This window comes from Parvibaculum lavamentivorans DS-1 (genome assembly GCF_000017565.1).
Classification (GTDB): domain Bacteria; phylum Pseudomonadota; class Alphaproteobacteria; order Parvibaculales; family Parvibaculaceae; genus Parvibaculum; species Parvibaculum lavamentivorans.
The window spans coordinates 1,573,133-1,597,842 of sequence record NC_009719.1; the positions used below are offsets into that span (position 1 = coordinate 1,573,133).

The window sequence follows — 24,710 nt, forward strand, 5'->3', positions numbered from 1 at the left end:
GTAGTTCGCCCGCTTGTTGCACCCCGGCCGCCGAAAATGCGGCCCGAACAGGCTTCCCGCTTGCTTCCCACGGTCAGGCAGGCGCCCGTGCAGATGTTAGTGATGATTTGGGGCAAAACGCCACCGCGAAAGGGTCATTATTGGAAATCTTTTGGATTTGTTGACGTCATGTCACGTTTGGAACGGAGCCGGAACGGCTGCCAAGCCCTTGCCGTCCGATTGCGCGCTGCGCTAAGTAGGCGCCGGGTAATACATCACAGGGAGACGCGGGCCCGCGATGGCCGCGCGCGATAGAACAATGGCGAAAGACCTCACCCATTTCATCGGCGGCAAGCATGTCGCGGGCACCAGCGGGCGTTTTCTGGATGTCACAAACCCGAATACGGGTGAAGTGACCGCGCGCACGCCGCTGGCGAGCGCCGCTGAGCTTCGCGCCGCGGTCTCTGTCGCCGCGAAGGCCTTTCCCGAATGGGCCGCCACCAATCCGCAGCGCCGCGCACGCGTCATGTTCGAGTTCAAGCGGCTCCTTGAAGCCAATATGAACGAGCTTGCCGAACTTCTGTCTGCGGAGCATGGCAAGGTTATCGCGGATTCGAAGGGCGACGTTCAGCGCGGCCTCGAAGTGATCGAGTTCGCCTGCGGCATCCCGCATCTGATGAAGGGCGAGTTCACGGAAGGTGCCGGCCCCGGCATCGACATGTATTCGATGCGCCAGCCGCTCGGCGTCTGCGCCGGCATCACGCCGTTCAACTTCCCGGCCATGATCCCGATGTGGATGTTCGGCGTCTCCATCGCCTGCGGCAACACCTTCATCGTCAAGCCGTCGGAGAAGGACCCTTCCGTGCCGATCCGCCTCGCCGAACTTTTCATGGAAGCGGGCGCACCGGCTGGCGTTCTCAATGTCGTCAATGGCGACAAGGAAGCGGTCGATGCGATCCTCACCGATCCGATGATCCAGGCGGTCAGCTTCGTCGGCTCCTCCGACATCGCGCAGTATGTCTATGCCACCGGCACCGCGCATGGAAAGCGCGTGCAGGCGATGGGCGGCGCGAAGAACCACGCGATCATCATGCCGGATGCCGACATGGATCAGGTCGTGAACGATCTCATCGGCGCGGGCTATGGCTCTGCAGGCGAGCGCTGCATGGCGATCTCGGTCGCGGTACCTGTGGGCGAAGACACGGCGGACCGTCTTGTCGAGAAACTCGTGCCGCGCGTCCAGTCGCTGAAGGTCGGTATCTCGACGGCGGCGGACAGCGATTACGGCCCGCTCGTCACCAAGGCCCATATGGACAAGGTGAGTTCCTATATCGAAATGGGCGTCAAGGAAGGCGCCAAGCTCCTGGTCGATGGGCGCGGCTTCAAGCTGCAGGGCTACGAGAACGGCTTCTTCCTCGGCGGTTCGCTGTTCGACCATGTGACGCCGGACATGCAGAGCTACAAGGACGAAATCTTCGGGCCCGTGCTCCAGATCGTACGTGCAAAGACCTTCGACGAGGCGGCCGAACTGCCGACCAACCATCAATATGGCAATGGCGTCGCGATCTTCACGCGCGACGGCGATGCGGCGCGGAGCTTCGCGTCGCGCGTCCAGGTCGGCATGGTCGGCATCAATGTGCCGATCCCGGTGCCGCTCGCCTATCACACTTTCGGCGGCTGGAAACGCTCTGCCTTCGGCGACACCAACCAGCACGGCACCGAGGGCGTGAAGTTCTGGACCCATATCAAGACGGTGACATCGCGCTGGCCCACCGGCGGCGTCAAGGAGGCCTCTTCCTTCGTCATTCCGACGATGAAGTGAGTGGCTCCAGACCGAATTGCAAAAATGGCGCTTCCAATCGGAGGCGCCATTCCTATATGCGGCGGGTCACACATCCTGGGGGAGTCGCATCATGAGCGGCGATACACCGATCGACCTTGACGCCTATTTCAACCGCATCGGCTATTCGGGGTCGCATGCGCCGACGCTCGAAACATTGAAAGCGCTTCACTACGCACATGCGCTATCGATCCCCTTCGAAAATCTCGATGTGCTGGCCAAGCGGCCGATCCTGCTCGATCCAGTCTCGCTGCAAAAGAAGCTGGTGACGGACCGGCGCGGCGGCTACTGCTTCGAGGTCAACGCCCTCTTCGCGGCCGTCTTGCGTCAGCTCGGTTTCGACCTGACGACGCTGATCGGGCGCGTCCGATGGATGTCGCCGGAGGAGGTGGACACGGCGCGTTCGCATATGCTGATGCGGGTCGAACTCCCGGAAGGGCCATTTCTCGCCGATGTCGGCTTCGGCGGCCTCACCATGACGGGGCCGATCCGTTTCGAAACCGGCATCGAGCAGGAGACGCCGCATGAGCCGCGCCGCTTGATCGATCACGAGGACGGGCTCGAGCTTCAGGCGAAGATCGGCGGCGAGTGGGTGCCGGTCTACCGCTTCACGATGGAGCCGCATCGCCGCACCGATTACGAAGTTGCGAGCTGGTACACCTCGACGCATCCCTCCTCGATCTTCGTGCAGTTCCTGATCGCCGGGCGGCCGCAGGAGGACAAGTGGTTGTCCCTCCTCAACCGCGATTTCAAGATTCGCGGTCTCGACGGCAAGGCAGTGACACGGCGGCTCGACAGCGCGGACGAGATTGCCGAGGTGCTCGACAGCTATTTCGGCATAAGCCTGTCCGAGGACGACAAGGCGGTCATGCTCGCGCCCTATATGGACGCCTGGCGGGCGATGCCCTGAGGCAAGTTTGGAGGTGAACCCGCCGCCGTTTCGCGCTATGCCGGTTTTGGTCATGGTCCGCAACAGCGATTTCACCCCCGAATGAACCCCGGTCCCCTTCCTGCCTATCGCGAGAAGATTGCGCGCGGCGAAATCGCCGAGGACGCAGCGCAGGCGCATGTCGCCGCGCGGCTGCAGCATCTGGCGGATGAGCTTTCCGAATGGGTTCCCGGCAAGAAGGTCGGACCGTTTGCCTGGGCGGGCTTCGGCAAGCCGGTGACACCGCCGGAAGGGCTTTACATCTGGGGCGGCGTCGGGCGCGGCAAGTCGATGCTGATGGATCTCTTCTACGAGGCGGTGCCGATCGCGCCGAAGCGCCGGGTGCATTTTCATGCCTTCATGCAGCAGGTGCATGAGCGTATTTTCGACTGGCGGCAGAAGGAAAAGGCGGGCGAAGTGAAGGGCTCCGATCCCATCCCCCCCGTCGCCGACACGATAGCGAAGGAAGCCTCGCTTCTCTGCTTCGACGAATTCCAGGTTCATGACATCGCGGATGCCTCTATCCTCGGGCGCCTCTTCTCGCATTTGTTCGAACGCGGCGTCGTCGTCGTCGCCACCTCGAACCGGGCGCCGGAAGGGCTCTACGAAGGCGGGCTCAACCGGCACCGCTTCCTGCCCTTCATCGACCTCGTGAAGACGAAGATGGATGTGCTGCATCTCGACAGCGCGGTCGATTACCGCCTCGACCGGATCAAGGGCCTGCCGGTCTATTACACGCCGCTCGACGCCGCCGCCGACGCCGCGCTCGACGATGCCTTCGAAAAACTCACAGACGCGGCGCATGGCGAGCCGATGAGGCTGGCGCTCAAGGGCCGCGCCGTCGAAGTGCCCGAAGCGATGCATGGTGTTGCCCGCTTCTCCTTCGCGGACCTATGTGCGAAGCCGCTCGGCGCAGCCGACTATCTGAAGATCGCACAATGCTTTCACACGGTTCTCATTCGCGATGTGCCGGTGATGGGGCCCGAACGCCGCAACGAGGCGAAGCGGTTCGTCACGCTGATCGACGCGCTATACGAGGCGAAGACGAAGCTCATTCTGTCCGCCGAGGCGCCGCCGGAGGCGCTCTATGAAAAAGGCGACGGCGCGTTCGAGTTCGAGCGCACGGCGTCGCGGCTGATGGAAATGCAGAGCGTCGATTATCTCGGCCTCAGAAGCGCCGACTAGAGGCCCATATAGGGCGAATGCGTCGGCCGAAGCCCGAGGCTCGTTACGGGTTTCTGCGGCGATGCGTCTGCCACCTTGGTGGATGCGTCGGGCTCCATATCGAGCTCATAGCTCCAGGACTGGCCGAAAGTCGCGGACATCATGCCGAAAGAGACGGTTTCGCGCGGCTTGCCCTTTTCTGCTTCGCGCGCGATCTCGAGAGAGAAGTCCCGTGCCGCGCGGCGGTCGACCGGTACGAAGCCGAGCAGTTCCGGATCGAGATCGGCGGCAGCGACCTTCTTTTCCTCCGCCTCGCCGCCGGGGCCCTGGAAGAGGGCGATCAGCCCACCGAAATCATTGCTGGTGGCGACGGAGCCGCGGTCCTCGCAGAAGCCGCGGCCGTCGCGAAGCACCGCTTCGAGAAAGCGGCAGTCCTTGCCGGTCAGCGCGGAAAGAGCGTGCTCGCCGAGGTCGCGTCCGGTCATGATGGTGGAGGAGATACCGGCAATGGTCAGGATTTCGCCGATGGTCACCGCGCCGACTACCGGGGCCGCACAACCCGTCAGGCCGAGAAGCCCAAGGCCCAGCGCCGCGGTGAGTAGCTGCCGTTTTCCGGATTTTCCTTGTGTCGAGATAGTCTTATCCCGCTTCATCACGCACGCCCCCATTTACCACGCCTCTGCGGATGCACATTTGGTGCCCCCGCCGGACGCCGCGCGATTCCCCCCGGAACCCCGCCTTTACCGCGCTCGTCCCGCGTCAGGTGCTTAACCATCTTGCGGGCTGAGTTCTTTACGTCGCGTAAAAATCATGCTGCGGCACAGGCATCTGTGTCAACGTGAGACGATTTTGTTGGTTAATATTCGCGCCTGCCGGTTCCCGCCCGCGTTGCGAATGACGCGGATTCAGGATACTAGGCAGCCAGATTAACCACGGGCGCAGGCATATCGGAGGCTTTCACATCATGGCGCGCAAGAAAATCGCACTCATCGGCGGCGGTCAGATCGGCGGCACGCTGGCTCTTCTGGCGGGGCTCAAGGAGCTCGGCGACGTCGTCATTTTCGACATCGCGGAAGGCCTGCCGCAGGGCAAGGCGCTCGATCTCGCGCAGACGGGTCCTGTCGAGGGCTACAACACCGCGCTTTCCGGCGCCAACGACTACAAGGGCATCAAGGGCGCCGACGTCGTCATCGTGACGGCGGGCGTGCCGCGCAAGCCGGGCATGAGCCGCGACGATCTTCTCGGCATCAACCTCAAGGTGATGAAACAGGTCGGCGAGGGCATCGCGAAGTATGCGCCGAACGCCTTCGTCGTCTGCATCACCAATCCGCTCGACGCGATGGTGTGGGCGCTGCGCCAGTTCTCCGGCCTGCCGCACAACAAGGTCGTCGGCATGGCGGGCGTGCTCGACAGCGGCCGCTTCCGTCTCTTCCTCGCCGAGGAATTCGGCGTGTCGGTCGAAGACGTCACGGCCTTCGTGCTCGGCGGTCATGGCGACACGATGGTGCCGCTGCCGCGCTATTCGACGGTTGCCGGCATCCCGCTCCCCGACCTCGTCAAGATGGGTTGGACCACCAAGGAGAAGCTCGACAAGATCATCCAGCGCACGCGCGACGGCGGTGCGGAAATCGTCGGCCTGCTGAAGACCGGCTCCGCCTTCTACGCGCCGGCTGCATCGGGCATTCAGATGGCTGAAGCCTATCTGAAGGACCAGAAGCGCGTTCTTCCTTGCGCGGCCTATATCAACGGTCAATACGGCGTGAAGGACATGTATGTCGGCGTGCCGGTGGTGATCGGTGCCGGCGGCGTCGAGCGCATTGTCGAGATCGACCTGAACGGCTCGGAAAAGAAGCAGTTCATGAATTCGGTCAATGCCGTGAAGGGCCTGGTCGATGCCTGCAAGAAGATCGATCCGGCCGTCGCCAAGGGCGCGGCTCCGGCCAAGAAGGCCGCGAAGAAGAAATAATCCGTCTGCGAGCGGATATCCGAAAGGGCGGTCCTCTGGGCCGCCCTTTTTTGTCGGACCCCGCCCCCGCGGCCTTCTATTATGACATGAAGAATGCCAATATATTTCTTGAAATGGCGCCCGCACCATGTTTAATGTTATTCATTAAAACCGCATGGCGGGTTTGGGGGGAGGGATAGCGATGAAGCGTCTTGTTGCGATCGGCATAGCCGGTCTGGTGGTTCTGGCAATTGCGGCTTTCGGCGTTCTCTGGTTTTCGCCTTCCGTTCAGGACGGGGCAATGAAGCGCACGGCGCTCGGCCGGCTCGGCAGCGGCGACAATTCGGCGCTTCTCACCGACAATTCGCTGCATGTGTTCTTGTGCGGCACCGGTTCGCCGATGCCCGATCCCACCCGCGCCAATGCCTGCACGGCGGTCATCGCCGGCGGGCACATCGTCGTCATCGACACAGGGCCGGGCTCCTGGTCGCGCATCGTGGCGGGCAAGCTGCCTGCGGGCAAAATCGGCACCATCCTCTTCACGCATCTTCATTCCGATCATATCGGCGCGCTTGGCGAGTTTGCCGTGCAGAGCTGGATCGGCGGCCGCGTCGTGCCGCTTGAGGTTTACGGGCCGGGCAAGCTCGAAGGAAGCGTACCGCCGCTCAATTCACTGGGCCATGCCTATGGCTCCTCGGGCACGGTGGATGTGGTGCGCGGTTTTGCCGAAGCGTTCGACTCGGATTCGGGCTACCGCATCCTCCATCACGGCACGGATTATCTCTCGCCTGAGGGTGCCCGGATCATCGGACACGAGATCGCCCGCCCGGCGCCGAATACGCTGGTGCCGGTATTCGACAAGGACGGGCTGCAGATTTCCGCCTTCCTCGTCGATCACCACCCCGTGGAGCCGGCCTTTGGCTACCGGGTGGAGTATCAGGGCCGCGTCGCCATCATCAGCGGCGACACCAAGCGGACGGAAAGCGTCGAACTGTTTTCTAAGGGCGCCGACCTTCTCGTGCATGAAGCCCTCAACCACAGCATGTCGAGCATCATTTCCGAGGCCCTGACCGAAACCGACAATCTGCGCCTGGCGAAAATGGTTCACGACACGCTCGACTATCACGCCTCGCCGGTCGATGCCGCCGAGATCGCGCGCGACGCCGGGGTGCCCATGCTGGTGCTGACGCATATCGTGCCGCCGCTGCCCAATGCGCTCGCGCGCCACATATTCATGCGCGGCGTGGCGGAAGCGCGGGGCGATGGCGAGACCGTTCTGGGCTATGACGGACTGCTGGTCACGCTGCCGGGGAATTCGGACAAAATCGAAATCTCCGACCTCATGTGACGCTGCGTCACCCCGCGCCGTGCGACCTATCCAGTTGGGACAATTGAACTTACTGTAAGTTGGGAAGCGTCTCACGGGGCGCTTCCCCGCCCAACTGCCGGTTGCGCCCATACGCTCGGGTGGTATAACTCCCGGCCATCCGACATATGTATCGGGCGATCTTTTACCTTCTGGCGTCGCAGGTTTCCCGCGCCGCCACCAGCCGGACGGTTTTTCATGAACATTCACGAATACCAGGCCAAGGCCGTGCTCGCGAAGTATGGCGTGCCGGTGCCCAGCGGCCATGCGGCCTTCACGCCTGAGGAAGCGGTCGCGAAAGCGAAAGAACTCGGCGGGCCGGTCTGGGTCGTCAAGGCGCAGATCCATGCAGGCGGCCGCGGCAAGGCCGGCGGCGTCAAGGTCGTGAAGTCGCTCGACGATGTGAAGAAGGAAGCGACACGGCTGATCGGCTCGACGCTCGTCACGCATCAGACGGGCCCCGACGGCAAGGAAGTGAACCGCCTCTATATCGAGGACGGCTCCTCCATCTCCCGCGAGCTTTACCTCTCCATTCTCGTCGATCGCGCCACCTCGCGCGTCTCGTTCATCGTCTCGACCGAAGGCGGCATGGATATCGAGGAAGTGGCGAAGAAGACGCCGGAAAAAATTCTCAGCTTCTCGGTTGATCCCGCCTCCGGCATCAGCGGCTTTCACGGCCGCAAGGTCGCCTATGCGCTCGGCCTTGAAGGCGACCAGGTGAAGCAGGGCGTCGCCCTCATCGAAAAGCTCTACAAGGCCTTCGTCACCGAAGACATGAGCATGCTCGAGATCAATCCGCTCGTCGTCACTGGCGAGGGCAATCTGCTCTGCCTCGACGCCAAGGTAAACTTCGATTCGAACGCGCTCTACCGTCACAAGGACATTGTCGAGCTGCGCGACCTCACGGAAGAAGATCCTGCCGAGGTCGAAGCGTCGAAATACGACCTCAACTACATCAAGCTCGACGGCAAGATCGGCTGCATGGTCAACGGCGCCGGTCTCGCCATGGCGACCATGGACATCATCAAGCTTTATGGCTCCGAGCCCGCGAACTTCCTCGATGTCGGCGGCGGCGCGACGAAGGAGAAGGTCACGGCGGCCTTCAAGATCATTCTGTCGGATCCGAGCGTCGAAGGCATTCTCGTCAACATCTTCGGCGGCATCATGCGTTGCGACATCATTGCCGAGGGCGTCATCGCCGCGGCGAAGGAAGTCTCGCTCAGCGTGCCGCTCGTCGTGCGCCTCGAAGGCACGAATGTCGATCTCGGCAAGAAGATCATGGCCGAGAGCGGCCTGCCCATCATTTCAGCGGACAACCTCGCCGATGCGGCCGAGAAAATCGTCAAAGCCGTGAAGGAGGCCGCATAATGTCCGTTCTCGTCGACAAGAACACGAAAGTCATCTGTCAGGGCTTCACGGGTAATCAGGGTACGTTCCATTCGGAGCAGGCGATTGCCTACGGGACCAAAATGGTCGGCGGCGTCAGCCCCGGCAAAGGCGGCTCGAAGCATCTCGACCTTCCCGTTTTCAACACGGTCGCGGAAGCGGTCGAGAAGACGGGCGCGACGGCGTCTGCCATCTATGTGCCGCCGCCTTTCGCGGCCGACGCGATCCTCGAGGCGATCGATGCCGGCATCGAGCTTGCCGTCTGCATCACCGAGGGCATTCCGGTGCTCGACATGGTGAAGGTGAAGCGCGCGCTGCAGGGCTCGAACACGCGCCTCGTCGGTCCGAACTGCCCGGGCGTCATCACGCCGGACGAATGCAAGATCGGCATCATGCCGGGCCACATCCACAAGCCCGGTTCGGTCGGCATCGTTTCGCGCTCCGGCACGCTCACCTATGAAGCGGTGGCGCAGACGACCGCGGCCGGCCTTGGCCAGTCGACCTGCATCGGCATCGGCGGCGATCCGGTCAACGGCACCAACTTCATCGATTGCCTGGAGATGTTCCTGGGCGACCCGGATACCACCTCGATCATCATGATTGGCGAAATCGGCGGCTCGGCGGAAGAAGATGCGGCCGAGTTCCTGAAGGCCTCCAAGGTCAAAAAGCCCATCGTCGGCTTCATCGCGGGCGTGACGGCCCCTCCCGGCCGCCGTATGGGCCATGCCGGCGCGATCATTTCAGGCGGCAAGGGCGGCGCCGAGGACAAGATGGAAGCGATGCGGTCGGCGGGAATCACCGTCGCCAAGTCGCCCTCCGCGCTCGGCACCACGCTGGTCGAGGTCCTCAAGGGGTAGGGATCGGCCGTGATTTGAACGAAACCAGCGGGGTTTCCGGTTTTCCGGCAGCCCCGCTTCTTTTTTGAACCCTTTGTTGACGGGTGGCGTGTTAATTTGTCATCCGTTTACTATATGCTTCTCGCGCGAACGGTGTTTTGGCCCTGTTAACAAGGCTAGTTGCGCGCTTCTCTGGTTTTCTTCCAGAATGTGCCGTCAAGGCAAAATGCGTTGACAGGCCCATTGCCTCTGTGGCAATTTTCCTCCATGAAACTTTCCGACTGGCTCGAAACAAACAATCTGACGGCGAGTGCCTTCGCCGAGCAGCTTGGTGTTTCCGTGTCCACGGTCACTCGCTGCATGAACGGTCAGCGCCGGCCTGAATGGCCCACGCTGGACTCGATCTTCAAGGCGACGGGCGGCGCGGTGACGCCCAATGATTTTCTGTCCGATGCCGCGGCTCTTCAGGGAACGGCGCCTGCCTCCCCAAAGCCAAATGGATCCGATCCGATGAGCAGTAATGGTTCGAACGACCGCTTCGAGCGGACGTCGTTTCTCTATGGCGGCAACGCGCTCTTTGTCGAGCAGCTCTATGCCCGCTACCAGAAAGACCCCCAATCGGTCGATGCGGAGTGGCGCACCTTTTTCGAAAGCCTCGGCGATGCGCCCGAAGACGTGCTGAAGGAAGCCAGGGGCGCCTCCTGGCAGCGCGCCGACTGGCCGATCGCCGCCAATGGCGAACTGGTGAGCGCGCTTGACGGCAACTGGGGTGCGACGACGGCCGTTGAGGCCGGCAAGGTCAAGGACAAGATCGCGGAGCGCCGTCCGGCGGCCAGCGAAGAGGAAATTCGCGCGGCAACGCTCGATTCCGTCCGTGCGCTGATGATGATCCGCGCCTATCGTATTCGCGGCCATCTCGATGCCGATATCGATCCGCTGAAGCTTCGTCCGAAGTCGCAGCATCCCGAATTGCAGCCTGAAAGCTATGGCTTCGGGCCGGACGATCTCGACCGGCCGATCTTCATCGACCATGTGCTCGGCCTCGAAACGGCGACCGTGCGCGAGATGCTCGACATCCTGCGCCGCACCTATTGCGGAACGCTCGCCGTCGAATTCATGCATATCGGCGATCCCGAAGAAAAGGCGTGGATACAGGAACGCATCGAAGGGCCGGACAAGGAAATCGCCTTCACGGACATGGGCCGTTCGGCGATCCTCGACAAGCTTATCCAGGCGGAAGGCTTCGAAAAGTTCTGCGGCGTCAAATATGTCGGCACCAAGCGTTTCGGTCTCGATGGCGCGGAAGCGATGATCCCGGCGCTCGAACAGATCATCAAGCGCGGCGGCGCGCTCGGCGCCAAGGAAATCGTTTTCGGCATGGCCCATCGCGGCCGGCTCAATGTGCTGACCAACGTGATGTCGAAGCCCTATCACGCGGTTTTTCACGAGTTCAAGGGCGGTTCCTCGACGCCGGAAGACGTCGATGGTTCAGGCGACGTGAAGTATCACCTCGGCGCCTCGTCGGACCGTGAGTTCGACGGCAACAAGGTGCATCTCTCGCTCACCGCCAATCCGTCGCATCTCGAAATCGTCGATCCCGTCGTGCTCGGCAAGGCGCGCGCGAAGCAGGACCAGCATCACGACCGCCAGCGCGGTTCGGTGATCCCGCTCCTCATTCACGGCGATGCCGCCTTCGCGGGCCAGGGCATCGTCGCCGAGTGTCTCGGCCTGTCCGACCTCAAGGGGCATCGGACAGGCGGCTCGATCCATTTCATCATCAACAACCAGATCGGCTTCACGACGAGCCCGATCAACAGCCGCTCGTCGCCCTATCCCTCGGATGTGGCGAAGATGGTGCAGGCGCCGATCTTCCATGTGAATGGCGACGACCCGGAAGCGGTTGTCCATGCCGCCAAGATCGCGACCGAGTTCCGCCAGCGCTTCAACAAGCCTGTCGTGATCGACATGTTCTGTTATCGCCGCTTCGGTCATAACGAAGGCGACGATCCGAGCATGACGCAGCCGCTCATGTACGAAAAGATCAAGGATCATCCGACGACGCTGCAGATTTATTCGCAGCGGCTGATCGAGGAAAACCTGATGACGGCGGCGGAAGTCGATGAGCGGCTTGCTGCTTTCCGCGCCGAGCTCGAAAGTCATTACGAGGCCGCGGGCACTTTCCGTCCCAACAAGGCGGACTGGCTCGATGGCCGCTGGTCCGGCTTCAGCAAGGCGGAAGGCGAAGCGCGCCGGGGCGAAACGGCCGTCGAGGTCGACAGGCTGCGTGAGATCGGCCGCAAGATCACCGAGGTGCCGGAAGGCTTCCACATCCACAAGACCATCCAGCGCTTTCTGGACAATCGGCGGAAATCGATTGAAACCGGCGAAGGCATCGACTGGTCGACGGCGGAGGCGCTCGCCTTCGGTTCGCTGGTCTCCGAGGGCATCAAGGTCCGTCTCTCGGGTCAGGATTCCGAGCGCGGCACCTTCGTGCAGCGCCATTCGGTGCTGAACGATCAGCAGACCGAAGACCGTTACGTGCCGCTCAACAATATCTCCGAGGGCCAGGCCGAATACGAAGTCATCAACTCGATGCTGTCGGAAGCCGCCGTTCTCGGTTTCGAGTATGGTTACAGCCTCGCCGAGCCGAATGCGCTTGTGCTCTGGGAAGCGCAGTTCGGCGACTTCGCAAACGGCGCGCAGGTCGTGATCGACCAGTTCATTTCGTCGGGCGAGCGGAAATGGCTTCGCATGTCGGGCCTCGTCATGCTGCTGCCGCATGGTTATGAGGGGCAGGGGCCGGAACATTCCTCCGCCCGCCTCGAGCGCTTCCTGCAGATGTGCGCGGAAGACAACATGCAGGTCGCGAACTGCACCACGCCGATGAACTATTTCCACATTCTGCGCCGGCAGATGCACCGCAAGTTCCGCAAGCCGCTCATCCTGATGACGCCGAAGTCCCTTCTGCGTCACAAGCGGGCGGTGTCGAGGATCGAGGAGTTCGGTGCCGGTTCGTCCTTCCACCGTGTGTTGTGGGACGATGCGGAGCTGCTGCCCGACCAGAAGATCAAGCTTTTGCCCGACAAGGACATCAAGCGCGTCGTGCTCTGCTCGGGCAAGGTCTATTACGATCTCTATGAAGAGCGCGAGCGCCGCGGCATCAACGACATCTACATCCTGCGCGTGGAGCAGCTTTACCCCGTTCCCGCGAAGTCGCTGATGACGGAGCTGGCGCGTTTTCCCGAAGCGGAATTCGTCTGGTGCCAGGAAGAGCCGAAGAACATGGGCGCCTGGAACTTCATCGAACCCAATATCGAATGGGTGCTCAATCATGTCGGCACGCGCTATCGCCGCGCAACCTATGCCGGCCGTCCGGCATCGGCGGCCACGGCGTCGGGCCTCATGAGCAGGCACAATCAGGAACTCAACCAGCTTCTTTCGGAAGCGCTGAAGATCGATTGATCTCGCGGCGCGGAGAAGCGTTCGGAAAGGCAGAAGACCAATGGCGACGGAAATTCGCGTGCCCACGCTGGGCGAGTCGGTGACGGAGGCCACTGTCGCGAAATGGTTCAAGAAGCCGGGCGACAGCGTGGCCGTGGACGAGCCGCTGGTCGAGCTTGAAACAGACAAGGTAACGGTCGAAGTGCCGGCGCCTGCCGCCGGTGTCCTGTCTGAAATCGTCGCGGCCGATGGCGAGACGGTCGAGGTCGGCGCGCTGCTCGGCGCGATCGGCGAAGGTGGTGCGAAAGCCGCCGCGCCCGCCGCGAAGAAGGAAGAACCGAAAAAGGCCGAGGCGAAGCCGGAGCCGAAAAAGGAAGAGCCGAAAAAGCAGGAAGCGAAGGAGCCGGCAAAGCCTGCCGATGCCGAACCTTCGCCCGCCGTCCGCCGCGTCGCCGCCGAAAACGATCTCGATGTTTCGAAGGTCGAAGGCACCGGCAAGGGCGGCCGCGTGACAAAGGCCGATGCCGAGGAAGCCGCATCCGGCAAGGCCGAAGCGAAGCCCTCCGCCCCCGTTCAGGCGCCCGCCGCGCGGGCGGATAATGGCGCCCGCGAAGAGCGAGTGAAGATGACGCGGCTCCGCAAGACCATTGCGACGCGCCTCAAGGAAGCACAGAACACCGCCGCCATGCTCACCACCTTCAACGAGGTGGACATGACGAACGTCATGGCGCTCCGCACGCAATACAAGGATCTCTTCGAGAAGAAGCATGGCGTGCGTGTCGGCTTCATGGGCTTCTTCGTCAAGGCCTGCATCCATGCGCTGCGCGAGCTTCCGGCCGTCAATGCCGAGATCGACGGCGAGGAACTCGTCTACAAGAATTACTACAATATCGGCGTTGCCGTCGGCACGGATCGCGGCCTTGTCGTGCCGGTGCTGCGCGACGCGCAGGACCTTTCGCTCGCCGAAATCGAAAAGGCGATCAACAATCTCGGACGGCGTGCCCGCGATGGCGACCTGAAGCTCGACGATTTGCAGGGTGGCACCTTCACCATCTCGAATGGCGGCGTCTATGGCTCGCTCATGTCGACGCCGATCCTCAACGCGCCGCAGTCCGGCATTCTCGGCATGCACAAGATCCAGGAGCGGCCGATGGTCGTCGGCGGCAAGATCGAAATCCGCCCGATGATGTATCTCGCGCTCTCCTACGATCACCGCATCGTCGACGGCAAGGAAGCGGTCACCTTCCTCGTCCGCGTGAAGGAATCGCTGGAAGATCCGCAACGTCTCCTGCTCGACCTCTGAGGTAAACAATGGCTGACTCATTCGACCTCGTGGTGATCGGCGCCGGGCCCGGCGGCTATGAATGCGCAATCAAATCGGCGCAGCTCGGCCTCTCGGTTGCCGTGGTCGAAAAGCGCGACCGTCTGGGCGGCACCTGCCTCAATGTCGGCTGCATTCCCTCGAAGGCGCTGCTCCACGCATCGGAACTGTTCCACGAGGCGAGCGCCAGCTTCCCCGGCATGGGCATCGAGGTCGGGACGCCGAAGCTCAATCTCGGCCAGATGCTCTCCTTCAAGGACGAAGCCGTCGACGGCAACACCAAGGGCGTCGAGTTCCTGTTCAAGAAGAACAAGATCGAATGGGTGAAGGGCGAAGGCCGCATCGAAGCCAAGGGCAAGGTGAAGGTCGGCGACCGCGTGCTCGAAGCGAAGAACATCGTGATCGCGACCGGCTCCGATGTCGCAAGGCTGCCGGGCATCGAGATCGACGAAAAGACGATTGTCTCCTCCACAGGCGCCCTCACGCTCGAGAAGGTGCCGGGCAAACTCCTCGTCATCGGCGGCGGCGTCATCGGCCTTGAGCTCGGTTCCGTCTGGTCCCGCCTCGGCGCGGAAGTCACCGTGGTCGAATTCCTCGACAACATCCTTCCCGGCATGGATGGCGAGGTCGTGAAGAATTTCACGCGCATCCTCAAGAAGCAGGGTTTCGCCTTCAAGCTCGGCGCCAAGGTGTCGAAGGTCGAGAAGCAGAAATCCGGCCTCAAGGTTTCGGTCGAGCCCGCCAAGGGCGGCGACGCCGAAACGCTCGATGCCGATGTCGTGCTCGTCTCCATCGGCCGCACCGCCTATACGCAAGGCCTCGGCCTCGACAAACTCGGCGTGAAGACGGACAAGCGCGGCCGCGTCGAAATCGACGCGGGCTTCAAGACCAATGTCGACGGCATCTATGCGATCGGCGATTGCGTCGCGGGCCCCATGCTCGCCCACAAGGCGATGGAAGAGGGCGTGGCGCTGGCCGAGCAGCTCGCGGGCCATTACGGCGCCGTGAATTACGACGTCATCCCCGGCGTCGTCTATACCTCGCCGGAAGTCGCAAGCGTCGGCAAGACGGAAGAGCAGTTGAAGGAAGCGGGCATCGACTATAATGCCGGCAAGTTCCCGTTCACGGCGAATGGCCGCGCCAAGGCGAACAAGACCACCGAAGGCTTCGTCAAGATTCTCGCCGACAAGAAGACAGACCGCATCCTCGGCATTCACATCATCGGCGTCGGCGCGGGCGAAATGATCGCGCAGGCCGTCACCGCGATGGAATTCTCGTCAAGCTCCGAAGACATCGCCCGCATGTGCATCGCGCACCCGACCATGTCGGAAGCGATCAAGGAAGCCGCGCTGGCGGTCACGGGCCTGCCGATCCATATGTAAGTCCGTCCCTTTCCTGCCACCCTCCCGCAGGGGGAGGGTGGAAGAAGGGTGGCCTCTCTACCGCCTTCTCTTCGCCTTGTCGTAAACCTCCAGCAGCCGCGCGGCGTCGACTTCCGTATACATCTGCGTGGTCGACAGGCTCGCATGGCCGAGCAGTTCCTGGATCGAGCGCAGGTCGCCGCCGCCCGCCAGAAGATGCGTCGCAAAGCTGTGGCGGAGCGCATGGGGCGTGGCCGATTCCGGCAGGCCGAGACGCCGCCTGAGGCGCGTCATCGTTTCGCGCACCTGCCGCTGGCCGAGCCGCGCGCCCCGTGAGCCGACAAAGAGCGGATCGTCTTTCGCAAGTCCGTGCGGACAAAGCCTCAGATAATCGTCGACAGCCATTCGCGCCGCCGGCAGCACAGGCACGACCCGTTCCTTGCCGCCCTTGCCGGTGATGCGCAGCACGTCCTTCAGCGGTGCCTCGCTCCGGTTGAGGCCCAGCGCCTCCGACACGCGAAGCCCGCATCCATAAAGCAATGTCAGCACCGCAATGTCGCGCGCCCCGATCCAGGGTTCCTCATGGGCGATTTCGGCTTCGTCCAGCAGCTCGCGCGCGCCGGCAGCGGTCAGCGGTTTTGGAATGGCGTGCGGCAGCTTCGGCGAGCGCAGCGCCGTTGCCGATGCGTTCGAGAGCACATGCGTGCGGTCGAGAAAGCGGAAGAAGGAGCGAACGCTCGACAGCATCCGCGCCAGGGAGCGACTTTGCAGCCCGTCCTTGCGGCGCTGGCTCACAAAGGCGCGGAAGTCGCGCAGCTCCAGCCGGCCGAGATCCTTCAGCGTCGCCGGTCCGCCGAGGTGATCCACCAGAAATTCAAAGAAGCGCGTCAGGTCGCGATGATAATTGATGAGCGTCGCCTCGCTCATGCGCCGCTCGCCCATCAGGTGGGAATACCAGTTGCGGATTTCGGTCCGTGCATCCCCGCTCGCGGGGATCGTCCGCGCGGCGTCGTCCGGCGCGGGCGCGCCGCCTATCGCGCGGGCGGCAGGTCGAGCCATTGGCGCACGCAGCGCTCGACGACATCGGCGAGGAATTCAAGCAGGTCCACCGCCTGGTCGGGATGGAACTGGTCGGGCTCGAAGCCGCCAAGCGCCAGCAATCCGGGCGGCGAGACGGGCGAGAAGTCGAGCCGCACCAGGGCTTCGGAATGCACATCGTCCGCCATGTTGCCGTAAAGCCCGCGGCTGCCGCGCACATGCGGCGCCAGCTTGCAGCGTTCGCCGGTTCCGAGAATGCGGTCGACGCCGCCCGGTTCGAGCACCCGCACGCCGCGAATGCCGATGCCGGAAACGCTGTTCGCGGTTTCGATGCAAAGCGTCGCCGCGCGAATGCCGAGCACGCGGGCAAGCCCGTCGGGAGACGTCGTATATTCGATCAGATGCTCGAAGGAGCGCGCATCGAGCAATTTCAGCGTCGCCGCATGAACCTGTTCGCGCGCCAGGCTGTTCAGCGAGGAGGCCTCGATGAGGTCCGACTGGATGTCGCGCAGCATCCGCACATGGTTCTGCAGCCGCCCGATCATGAATTGCTGCATGTCGACGACATTGCGGCCGGTCGATTGCGACGGCGGAACCAGCGCCGCGATCAGGTCCGGGTCGTCGGTCAGCAAGTCCGGATTGCGGCGCAGATAGGCTTTCACCTCGTCGGCGGCAAGTGCTGCGCCGATGTCGTCCATCCGTTTTGCTTCGGTGCTGTCGTTTTGCTGGCTCATCGCCTCAGCATCCCCCAAGAGCGTTTCTAAAGTCTTTGCTCTGCCGATTTTCTCTACAGAAATTCCCTTACAGAATCTTCTGGCCGGTCTTTTTCCAATCCGCCATGAACATTTCCAGCCCCTTGTCGGTCAGCGGATGCGCCGCAAGGCCTTTCAGCACGGCGGGCGGCACGGTCGCGACATCGGCGCCTGCGAGCGCCGCATCCTTGACGTGGTTCGCGGAGCGAATCGAGGCGGCAAGAATCTCGGTCTCGAGAGCCGGGTAATTGTCGTAGATTTCCCTTATCTCGTGAATGAGTTCCATGCCGTCCAGGTTGATGTCGTCGAGCCTGCCGATAAAGGGCGAGATGAAGGTCGCGCCCGCCTTCGCCGCCAGCAGCGCTTGGTTGGCGGAAAAGCAGAGCGTTACGTTTACCATTGTGCCTTCGCCCGTCAGCACCTTGCAGGTCTTCAGCCCGTCCCAGGTGAGCGGCACCTTGACGGCGATGTTCTTCGCGATCTTCGCCAGCTTGCGCCCTTCCTCGATCATGGTCGGCGCATCGAGCGCGGTCACTTCCGCGCTTACCGGCCCTTCGACCACGCCGCAGATTTCCTCCACGACTTCGAGAAAGTTGCGGCCGGATTTCGCGATAAGGGAAGGGTTGGTGGTTACGCCGTCCAGAAGGCCGGTATCGGCCAGTTCGCGGATTTCTGCGATGTCGGCGGTGTCGACGAAGAATTTCATAAGCTGGAATCTTTTCGGTAAGTCGGTGGGGCCCCGGTCGTCTCGCTTGTGAGTGTAGTCGAGAGCCGCGCCGAACGCTCCCCCTTTTGCAAGGGGATGCGGTTTGGCGCAAGCTCCGTCGTGCCGCTTGCTTTATGAGGCGTTACAGTGTCGCTTCGGTTTCGATCTTCTTCACCGGCATCCGCCCGAGCAAATTCGAATGGCTTCCGAAATATCCACAGGCACGGCGCCGGGCTGGACAAGCGTCAGCGTTCTCATTCCCCTCGCCCTGCCAAAGCCTTACGACTACAAGGTCCCCGCCGGCATGACCGTGCGGCCGGGGGATTATGTCATTGTGCCGCTCGGGCCGCAGGAGCTTCTGGGCGTCGTCTGGGGCGAGGGCACGGGCGAGGTCGGCCATAACAGGCTGAAATCCATCATCGAGGTGCTGGATGCGCCGCCGATGCCGGAGGTCTCGCGCCGCTTTGTCGACTGGGTGGCGGGTTACACGCTTTCACCGGCAGGCTCGGTCCTGCGTTTAACCATTCGCGCGCCCGGCGCGCTGGAGCCGCAGCGGATGCGGACGGCCTACCGCCTCTGCGACAGGCGCCCCCCTCGCATGACACCCGCCCGCCTCCGCGTCGTCGAAACGGCGTCCGATGGCTTCGCGCGCAGCGTGCGCGAGCTCGCGGAAGAAGCGGGCGTATCGGATGGCGTGGTGCGCGGGCTTGTCGATGCGGGCACGCTGCAGCCGGTCGACCTGCCGACCGAATTGCCGTTCGATGCGCCGCAGCCGAATGCGAGCGGCATCGACCTCTCGCCGCAACAGGCAGAAGCCGCCGCGCTTCTCACGGCCCATGTCGAGGCGGAGCGTTTCGCCGCCGTGCTGCTCGATGGCATAACGGGCTCCGGCAAGACGGAAGTCTATTTCGAGGCGGTGGCCGCCGCGCTCCGCCGCGGCAAGCAGGTCTTGATCCTGCTGCCGGAAATTGCGCTCACCAGCCAGTTCCTCGAACGCTTCGAGCGCCGTTTCGGCTGCCGTCCGGCGGAGTGGCATTCGGATGTGCCGTCCCGCGAGCGCCGCCGTGTCTGGCGCGCGGTCGCGGAGGGCAGCGTCTCCGTCGTGGTCGGCGCGCGCTCGGCACTCTTTCTTCCCTTTCCCGATCTCGGCCTCATCGTTGTCGACGAAGAACATGACGCCGCCTTCAAGCAGGAAGACGGCGTCGCTTACCATGCGCGCGACATGGCGGTGGTGCGTGCCTCGCTCGGCCAGTTTCCCGTCATCTTGAGTTCGGCGACGCCCTCGCTCGAAACGGCGGTCAATGTCGAGCAGGGGCGCTATGCCTCGGTGCGTCTCGATGCGCGTTTCGGCGCGGCCGAGCTGCCGGATGTCAGTGCCATCGACATGCGTCTTCATCCGCCGGAGCGCGGGGCCTGGCTCTCGCCGCTCCTCGTCACGGAAATTGCGCGCGCGCTCGAGGCGGGCGAACAGGCGATGCTCTTTCTCAACAGGCGCGGCTATGCCCCGCTCACGCTTTGCCGTACCTGCGGTCATCGCATCGAATGTCCGCAATGTTCGGCCTGGCTCGTCGAGCATCGCTTCCGCCGTGAGCTTGCCTGTCATCATTGCGGTTATAGCGCGCCGGTGCCGAAGGCGTGCCCTTCTTGCGGCGCGGAAGATACGCTGGTTGCCTGCGGGCCGGGCGTCGAGCGCATCGCGGAAGAAGTCGCGACGCTTTTCCCCGAAGCGCGTGTCGCTGTGGTCTCCTCGGATAATCTGCGCGGCCCCGCGGCGCATGAAGCCGTCTTCGCCGCCATCGAAAATCGCGAGGTCGATATCGTCATCGGCACGCAGATCGTCGCCAAGGGCCATCACTTTCCCTGGCTCACCGTTGTCGGCGTGGTCGATGCCGATCTCGGATTGGAGAATGGCGACCTGCGCGCGGGCGAGCGCACCTTCCAGTTGCTGCAGCAGGTGGCGGGCAGGGCAGGGCGCGCCGAGCGTCCGGGCCGCGTCTTCCTGCAATCATGGATGCCGGAACACAATGTCATGCGCGCGCTTGTCTCCGGGCGGCGCGATGAGTTCCTCGTCCGCGAGGCGGCGGCGCGCGAGCGTGTCTCGCTGCCGCCTTATGGCCGCCTTGTCGGCGTCGTCATCTCCTCGCCCGATGCCGAGCTTGCGCGAAAGGTCGCGCGCGAGATGTCGCGGCGTGCTCCGCAGGCGGACAATGTTTCGGTGCTCGGCCCCGCGCCCGCGCCTATGGCGCTGCTCAGGGGCCGCACGCGGCTCCGCTTCCTCGTCAAGGCGGGGCGCAACGTCAATGTGCAGTCCTATATGCAGGCCTGGCTCGCCGACATGAAAATCCCGAACGCGGTGCGCGTCTCGGTCGATATCGATCCCTACAGCTTCATGTAGGGCGGGTTTCTTAACCTTATCGCAACCATGTTCTTCAAACATGTGCACAGGGTGAAGGGCGCCGCCGGATGGTGCCGCCGGGTAGCGTGTCGCCCGGGAATTCCGCGTTCGCCTGAGGCAAAAAGGGGCTCCATCATGGCCAATAGCGAAACCGGCAATCTCGCCCGGGCAAAGACGCCCGAAGTCCCGGTCCGGATCGAGCAGGGGCTCTACCGTCACAATGTCATCGACACACTCCAGGGCAGCGGCAATGTCGGCATCGAGCTCGGCGTCGCCGGCGGCATCTTTTCGCGCCGCATGGTCGAGAGCGGCAAGTTCAGGATGTTTTATGGCGTCGATCTCTACTCGGATCATCACGACACCGCCGAATATGTCCGTGCTCTGAAACATGTCGGCATCGAAGAGAACTACAAGCTTCTTCGCATGTCCTTCGACGATGCGCTGGCGCTATTCGACGATCATTATTTCGATTTCATCTATTTCGACGGCTATGCCCATACCGGCGAGGAGGGCGGCAAGTCCTTCGTCGACTGGTTCGCCAAGGTGAAGGTCGGCGGCGTGGTCGCCGGCGACGACTATCACGATGACTGGCCGCTGGTGAAATGGGCGGTGAACAGTTTCGCCAGGGCGCTCGATGTCGAACTCAAGGTGACGGGGCTGACGGAGAAGACAAATCTCTCGCGCTATCCTTCCTGGTTCTTCACCAAGGAGCGCGACTTCGCCTTTGAAGGGCTCCTCGACGACGAGCTCTTCTCGCTCGGGCAGAAGGCGAAGAAGGCCCGCGAGGCCGCAGCCGCCGCCGCGCCCGCGGCCCGTTCCCAGGTGACGCTCACGATCGACCAGATTCTCGAATTCTGCGAGAAACTCTGCGCCCAGATGCCCGACAAGGCGCAAGAGGTGCTGAAGATCGCCCAGCGTCACACGGCGGCCCGCAAGGCGGGCTGACGGGCTCCGCCTTCCCTCCCGCAAGAGCGCAAGCTTTCCCCTGCGGAAGGTGCCGCTGCCGGCTTTCCCGATAGTCTAAAATGCCGCAGGTACGGTCACTTACCCGCCGCGTTGTTGCACCTGCGCGGAGCTTGTGTTACCTAACGCCCGGCCTCGGCAAAACCGGGTCGCCCGCGGTCTTTTTAGGCCAAATTTTACTAACGAATTCAACGGCTTGGCGCATACCTGAAAATCCGGTGCGCCGGCTTCCATGAGCAAAGACAGGCGAGCGCCGCACGTGTCATCAGATCATCCCGTTTCTGGCGTGGCCGGCCGTTATGCAACGGCCCTCTTCGAACTGGCGGACGCCGAGGGTGCGCTTGACGCCGTTGCCGGCGATCTGGAGCGGATTTCCGCCATGCTGAACGAGAGCAGCGACCTTGTGCGCCTCGTTCGCAGCCCGATTTTCAGCGCCGAAGATCAGACAAAGGCGTTCGGCGCCGTGCTCGAAAAGGCCGGTATCTCCGGCCTCGTGAAGAATTTCATCGGCCTCGTCATCAGGAACCGCCGTCTCTTCGGCCTTTCCGACATGATCGGCGCCTACACGACCCTTCTTGCCCGCAAGCGCGGTGAAATGACGGCCGATGTCGTCTCCGCTCACCCGCTTCAGGCAGCGCAGGTCGAGAGCCTCAAGGCGGCGCTCAAATCCGCCACCGGCCGCGACGTTCGTATCAATACCAAGGTCGATGCATCCCTTCTCGGCGGGCTCATCGTCACGGTCGGCAGCCGGATGGTCGATTCATCCCTGCGGACCAAGCTCAATTCTCTCAAGATTGCCATGAAAGAGGCCTCCTGATGGACATTCAGGCTGCGGAAATTTCCGCCATCCTCAAGCAGCAGATCAAGGATTTCGGCGCAGAGGCGCAGGTTTCCGAGATCGGCCAGGTGCTCTCCGTCGGTGACGGTATCGCCCGCGTCTACGGTCTCGACAATGTCGAAGCCGGCGAAATGGTCGAGTTCCCGGGCGGTGTCCGCGGCATGGCCTTGAACCTCGAAGAGGACAATGTCGGCGTCGTGATTTTCGGTTCCGACCGGAACATCAAGGAAGGCGACACCGTAAAGCGCACCGGCGCCATCGTGGACATTCCCGTCGGCAAGGGCCTGCTCGGCCGCGTCGTCGATCCGCTGGGCAATCCGCTGGACGGCAAGGGCCCGATCGAGGGCGTGGAGCGCCGCCGCGTGGACGTCAAGGCGCCGGGCATCATCCCCCGGAAATCCGTGCATGAGCCCATGCAGACCGGCCTCAAGGCGATCGACGCCCTGATCCCGATCGGCCGCGGCCAGCGCGAGCTCATCATCGGCGACCGTCAGACCGGCAAGACCGCCATCGCCATCGACGCGATCCTCAATCAGAAGCCGCTCAACCAGGGCGACGACGAAAACCAGAAGCTCTACTGCATCTATGTCGCCATCGGCCAGAAGCGGTCGACGGTCGCGCAGATCGCGAAGACGCTGGAAGAAAACGGCGCGCTTGAATACACGATCATCGTCGCGGCCACCGCGTCGGACCCGGCGCCTCTGCAGTTCCTCGCTCCCTTCGCGGGCTGCACGCTCGGCGAATATTTCCGCGACAACGCCATGCATGGCCTCGTGGTTTACGACGACCTTTCCAAGCAGGCCGTCGCCTACCGCCAGATGTCGCTGCTGCTGCGCCGTCCGCCGGGCCGCGAAGCCTATCCGGGCGACGTCTTCTATCTCCATTCCCGCCTGCTCGAACGCGCCGCGAAGCTCAACGATGAAAACGGCAATGGGTCGCTGACCGCGCTGCCGATCATCGAAACGCAGGCGAACGACGTGTCGGCCTACATCCCGACCAACGTGATCTCGATCACGGACGGCCAGATCTTCCTCGAGACCGACCTCTTCTATCAGGGCGTCCGTCCGGCCGTGAACGTCGGCCTGTCGGTGTCGCGCGTGGGTTCGTCGGCGCAGATCAAGGCGATGAAGCAGGTTGCCGGCAAGATCAAGGGCGAGCTCGCGCAGTACCGCGAAATGGCGGCCTTCGCGCAGTTCGGTTCCGATCTCGACGCCGCGACGCAGCGCCTTCTCAATCGCGGTGCGCGCCTCACGGAACTTCTGAAGCAGGGCCAGTTCTCGCCGCTCAAGGTCGAAGAACAGGTCGTCGTGATCTATGCGGGCGTCAACGGCTATCTCGACAAGCTGCCGGTGGCCGATGTCGGCCGTTACGAGCAGGATCTGCTTCGCAACATCCGGTCGAGCCATCCCGGCATTCTCGATGCGATCCGCAGCGAGAAGCAGATTTCCGCCGACACGGAAGCCAAACTGAAATCCGCTGTCGAGAATTTCTCCAAGGCTTTCGCCTGATCGAAAAGAGAACGGCGAAAAGGTAAAGGCGAATGGCTAGCCTCAAGGACCTGAGAAATCGCATCGCCAGTGTGAAGGCGACGCAGAAGATAACGAAGGCGATGCAAATGGTCGCCGCCGCGAAGCTGCGCCGTGCGCAGGAAGCGGCGGAAGCCGCGCGGCCCTATGCCGAGCGTATGGACCGCGTGCTGGCGAACCTCGCAACCGGTATGACCGGCCGTTCGGATGCGCCGGCGCTTCTGGCGGGTACGGGCAGCGATCAGGTGCATCTCGTCATCGTCGCCACTGCCGATCGCGGTCTCTGCGGCGGTTTCAATTCGTCGATCGTCCGGCTGGCGCGCCAGCACATCAACAAGCTGGTCGGCGAAGGCAAGACGGTGAAGATCCTCACCGTCGGCCGCAAGGGCCGCGACGCGCTGAAGCGCGATCATGCCAGCCGCATCGTGAAGTCCTACGAATTCACGGGCATCCGTCACATCGGCTTCGAGCAGGCCGAGGACATTTCCCGCACGGTGATCGATCTTTTCGAAGCCGGCGAGTTCGATGTCGCCACGATCTTCTATTCGAAGTTCGTGAACGTGGTGAGCCAGATACCGACCGCGCAGCAGCTCATCCCTGCCAGCGTGCCGGCGGATGCGGGCGGCAGCGTCGATCTCGGCGGCGCCGTCTATGAGTACGAACCCGACGAAGGCGAAATTCTGAAGGACATTCTGCCCCGTAATCTCTCGGTGCAGATTTTCCGCGCCCTGCTTGAAAACGTGGCGGGCGAATTCGGCGCCAAGATGTCGGCGATGGACAATGCCACGCGCAATGCGGGCGACATGATCAAGAAGCTGAACATCACCTATAACCGTTCGCGGCAGGCGATGATCACCAAGGAACTGATCGAAATCATTTCGGGCGCGGAAGCCCTCTAGGACGTCCGCACGGGACGAGTCAAGGA

The 24,710-nt window shown here is 62.9% G+C and carries 19 protein-coding genes; 15 read left to right on the forward strand and 4 right to left on the reverse strand.

The window, feature by feature from the left end:
* Nucleotides 1-298: 298 nt before the first annotated feature.
* From PLAV_RS07325 to zapE, 3 genes are all read left to right on the forward strand, one after another.
* Nucleotides 299-1,801 carry a CoA-acylating methylmalonate-semialdehyde dehydrogenase gene (locus tag PLAV_RS07325; RefSeq protein WP_041536463.1) on the forward strand — a complete coding sequence of 501 codons (1,503 nt, stop codon included), beginning with the start codon at nt 299-301 and terminating at the stop codon, nt 1,799-1,801.
* 91 nt (nt 1,802-1,892) lie between these two features.
* Nucleotides 1,893-2,729, forward strand: coding sequence for an arylamine N-acetyltransferase family protein (locus PLAV_RS07330; protein ID WP_012110347.1), 837 nt, complete (start codon nt 1,893-1,895; stop codon nt 2,727-2,729).
* 81 nt (nt 2,730-2,810) lie between these two features.
* The gene (gene zapE, locus PLAV_RS07335) at nt 2,811-3,932 is read left to right on the forward strand and encodes a cell division protein ZapE (RefSeq protein WP_012110348.1); all 1,122 of its coding nucleotides are present in this window, start codon (nt 2,811-2,813) and stop codon (nt 3,930-3,932) included.
* On the opposite strand, the gene PLAV_RS07340 is transcribed toward zapE, so the two are convergent.
* Nucleotides 3,929-4,564, reverse strand: a complete 636-nt coding sequence (locus tag PLAV_RS07340; RefSeq protein WP_041535894.1) for a hypothetical protein — start codon at nt 4,562-4,564, stop codon at nt 3,929-3,931. The two genes, zapE and PLAV_RS07340, sit on opposite strands and share 4 nt — an antisense overlap.
* 311 nt (nt 4,565-4,875) lie before the next feature.
* On the opposite strand from PLAV_RS07340, the gene mdh reads away from it, so the two are divergent.
* The 7 genes from mdh (at nt 4,876) to lpdA (ending at nt 15,588) form a co-directional block, all read left to right on the forward strand.
* On the forward strand, nt 4,876-5,877 hold the full coding sequence (gene mdh, locus PLAV_RS07345; protein ID WP_012110350.1) for a malate dehydrogenase: 1,002 nt from the start codon (nt 4,876-4,878) through the stop codon (nt 5,875-5,877).
* Between the two features lie 181 nt (nt 5,878-6,058).
* Complete coding sequence (locus tag PLAV_RS07350) at nt 6,059-7,204, forward strand: ribonuclease Z (RefSeq protein WP_012110351.1); 1,146 nt, start codon at nt 6,059-6,061, stop codon at nt 7,202-7,204.
* Nucleotides 7,205-7,420: 216 nt separating this feature from the next.
* Complete coding sequence (gene sucC, locus PLAV_RS07355) at nt 7,421-8,590, forward strand: ADP-forming succinate--CoA ligase subunit beta (RefSeq protein ID WP_012110352.1); 1,170 nt, start codon at nt 7,421-7,423, stop codon at nt 8,588-8,590.
* Entirely contained in the window at nt 8,590-9,465 is an 876-nt protein-coding gene (sucD, locus tag PLAV_RS07360; protein WP_012110353.1) for a succinate--CoA ligase subunit alpha, read from the forward strand. Before sucC ends, sucD begins: the two co-directional genes overlap by 1 nt.
* A gap of 246 nt (nt 9,466-9,711) precedes the next feature.
* Nucleotides 9,712-12,906, forward strand: coding sequence for a 2-oxoglutarate dehydrogenase E1 component (locus PLAV_RS07365; RefSeq protein ID WP_143710184.1), 3,195 nt, complete (start codon nt 9,712-9,714; stop codon nt 12,904-12,906).
* Between the two features lie 40 nt (nt 12,907-12,946).
* Nucleotides 12,947-14,188, forward strand: a complete 1,242-nt coding sequence (gene odhB / locus PLAV_RS07370) for a 2-oxoglutarate dehydrogenase complex dihydrolipoyllysine-residue succinyltransferase (RefSeq protein WP_012110355.1) — start codon at nt 12,947-12,949, stop codon at nt 14,186-14,188.
* Nucleotides 14,189-14,196: 8 nt separating this feature from the next.
* Complete coding sequence (gene lpdA, locus PLAV_RS07375) at nt 14,197-15,588, forward strand: dihydrolipoyl dehydrogenase (RefSeq protein ID WP_012110357.1); 1,392 nt, start codon at nt 14,197-14,199, stop codon at nt 15,586-15,588.
* Between the two features lie 57 nt (nt 15,589-15,645).
* Here lpdA and PLAV_RS07380 read toward each other — a convergent pair whose 3' ends face one another.
* The 3 genes from PLAV_RS07380 to fsa form a co-directional block, all read right to left on the reverse strand.
* Nucleotides 15,646-16,626, reverse strand: a complete 981-nt coding sequence (locus PLAV_RS07380) for a tyrosine recombinase XerC (protein WP_012110358.1) — start codon at nt 16,624-16,626, stop codon at nt 15,646-15,648.
* The gene (locus PLAV_RS07385) at nt 16,599-17,339 is read right to left on the reverse strand and encodes a DUF484 family protein (protein ID WP_012110359.1); all 741 of its coding nucleotides are present in this window, start codon (nt 17,337-17,339) and stop codon (nt 16,599-16,601) included. Before PLAV_RS07385 ends, PLAV_RS07380 begins: the two co-directional genes overlap by 28 nt.
* A 67-nt stretch (nt 17,340-17,406) precedes the next feature.
* Nucleotides 17,407-18,063, reverse strand: a complete 657-nt coding sequence (gene fsa / locus PLAV_RS07390; protein ID WP_012110360.1) for a fructose-6-phosphate aldolase — start codon at nt 18,061-18,063, stop codon at nt 17,407-17,409.
* A 199-nt stretch (nt 18,064-18,262) separates the two neighbouring features.
* On the opposite strand from fsa, the gene PLAV_RS07395 reads away from it, so the two are divergent.
* The 5 genes from PLAV_RS07395 to PLAV_RS07415 all read left to right on the forward strand — a co-directional run bounded on the left by PLAV_RS07395 (nt 18,263) and on the right by PLAV_RS07415 (nt 24,684).
* On the forward strand, nt 18,263-20,458 hold the full coding sequence (locus PLAV_RS07395) for a primosomal protein N' (protein ID WP_012110361.1): 2,196 nt from the start codon (nt 18,263-18,265) through the stop codon (nt 20,456-20,458).
* A gap of 135 nt (nt 20,459-20,593) precedes the next feature.
* The gene (locus PLAV_RS07400) at nt 20,594-21,403 is read left to right on the forward strand and encodes a class I SAM-dependent methyltransferase (protein WP_041535895.1); all 810 of its coding nucleotides are present in this window, start codon (nt 20,594-20,596) and stop codon (nt 21,401-21,403) included.
* Nucleotides 21,404-21,653: 250 nt separating this feature from the next.
* Nucleotides 21,654-22,238 carry a F0F1 ATP synthase subunit delta gene (locus PLAV_RS07405; protein ID WP_012110363.1) on the forward strand — a complete coding sequence of 195 codons (585 nt, stop codon included), beginning with the start codon at nt 21,654-21,656 and terminating at the stop codon, nt 22,236-22,238.
* Nucleotides 22,238-23,767 carry a F0F1 ATP synthase subunit alpha gene (atpA, locus tag PLAV_RS07410; RefSeq protein ID WP_012110364.1) on the forward strand — a complete coding sequence of 510 codons (1,530 nt, stop codon included), beginning with the start codon at nt 22,238-22,240 and terminating at the stop codon, nt 23,765-23,767. The genes PLAV_RS07405 and atpA overlap by 1 nt, the downstream gene beginning before the upstream one ends.
* Nucleotides 23,768-23,799: 32 nt before the next feature.
* Nucleotides 23,800-24,684 (forward strand): F0F1 ATP synthase subunit gamma, encoded by an 885-nt coding sequence (locus tag PLAV_RS07415; RefSeq protein ID WP_012110365.1) that lies wholly within the window; start codon nt 23,800-23,802, stop codon nt 24,682-24,684.
* Nucleotides 24,685-24,710 lie beyond the last annotated feature (26 nt).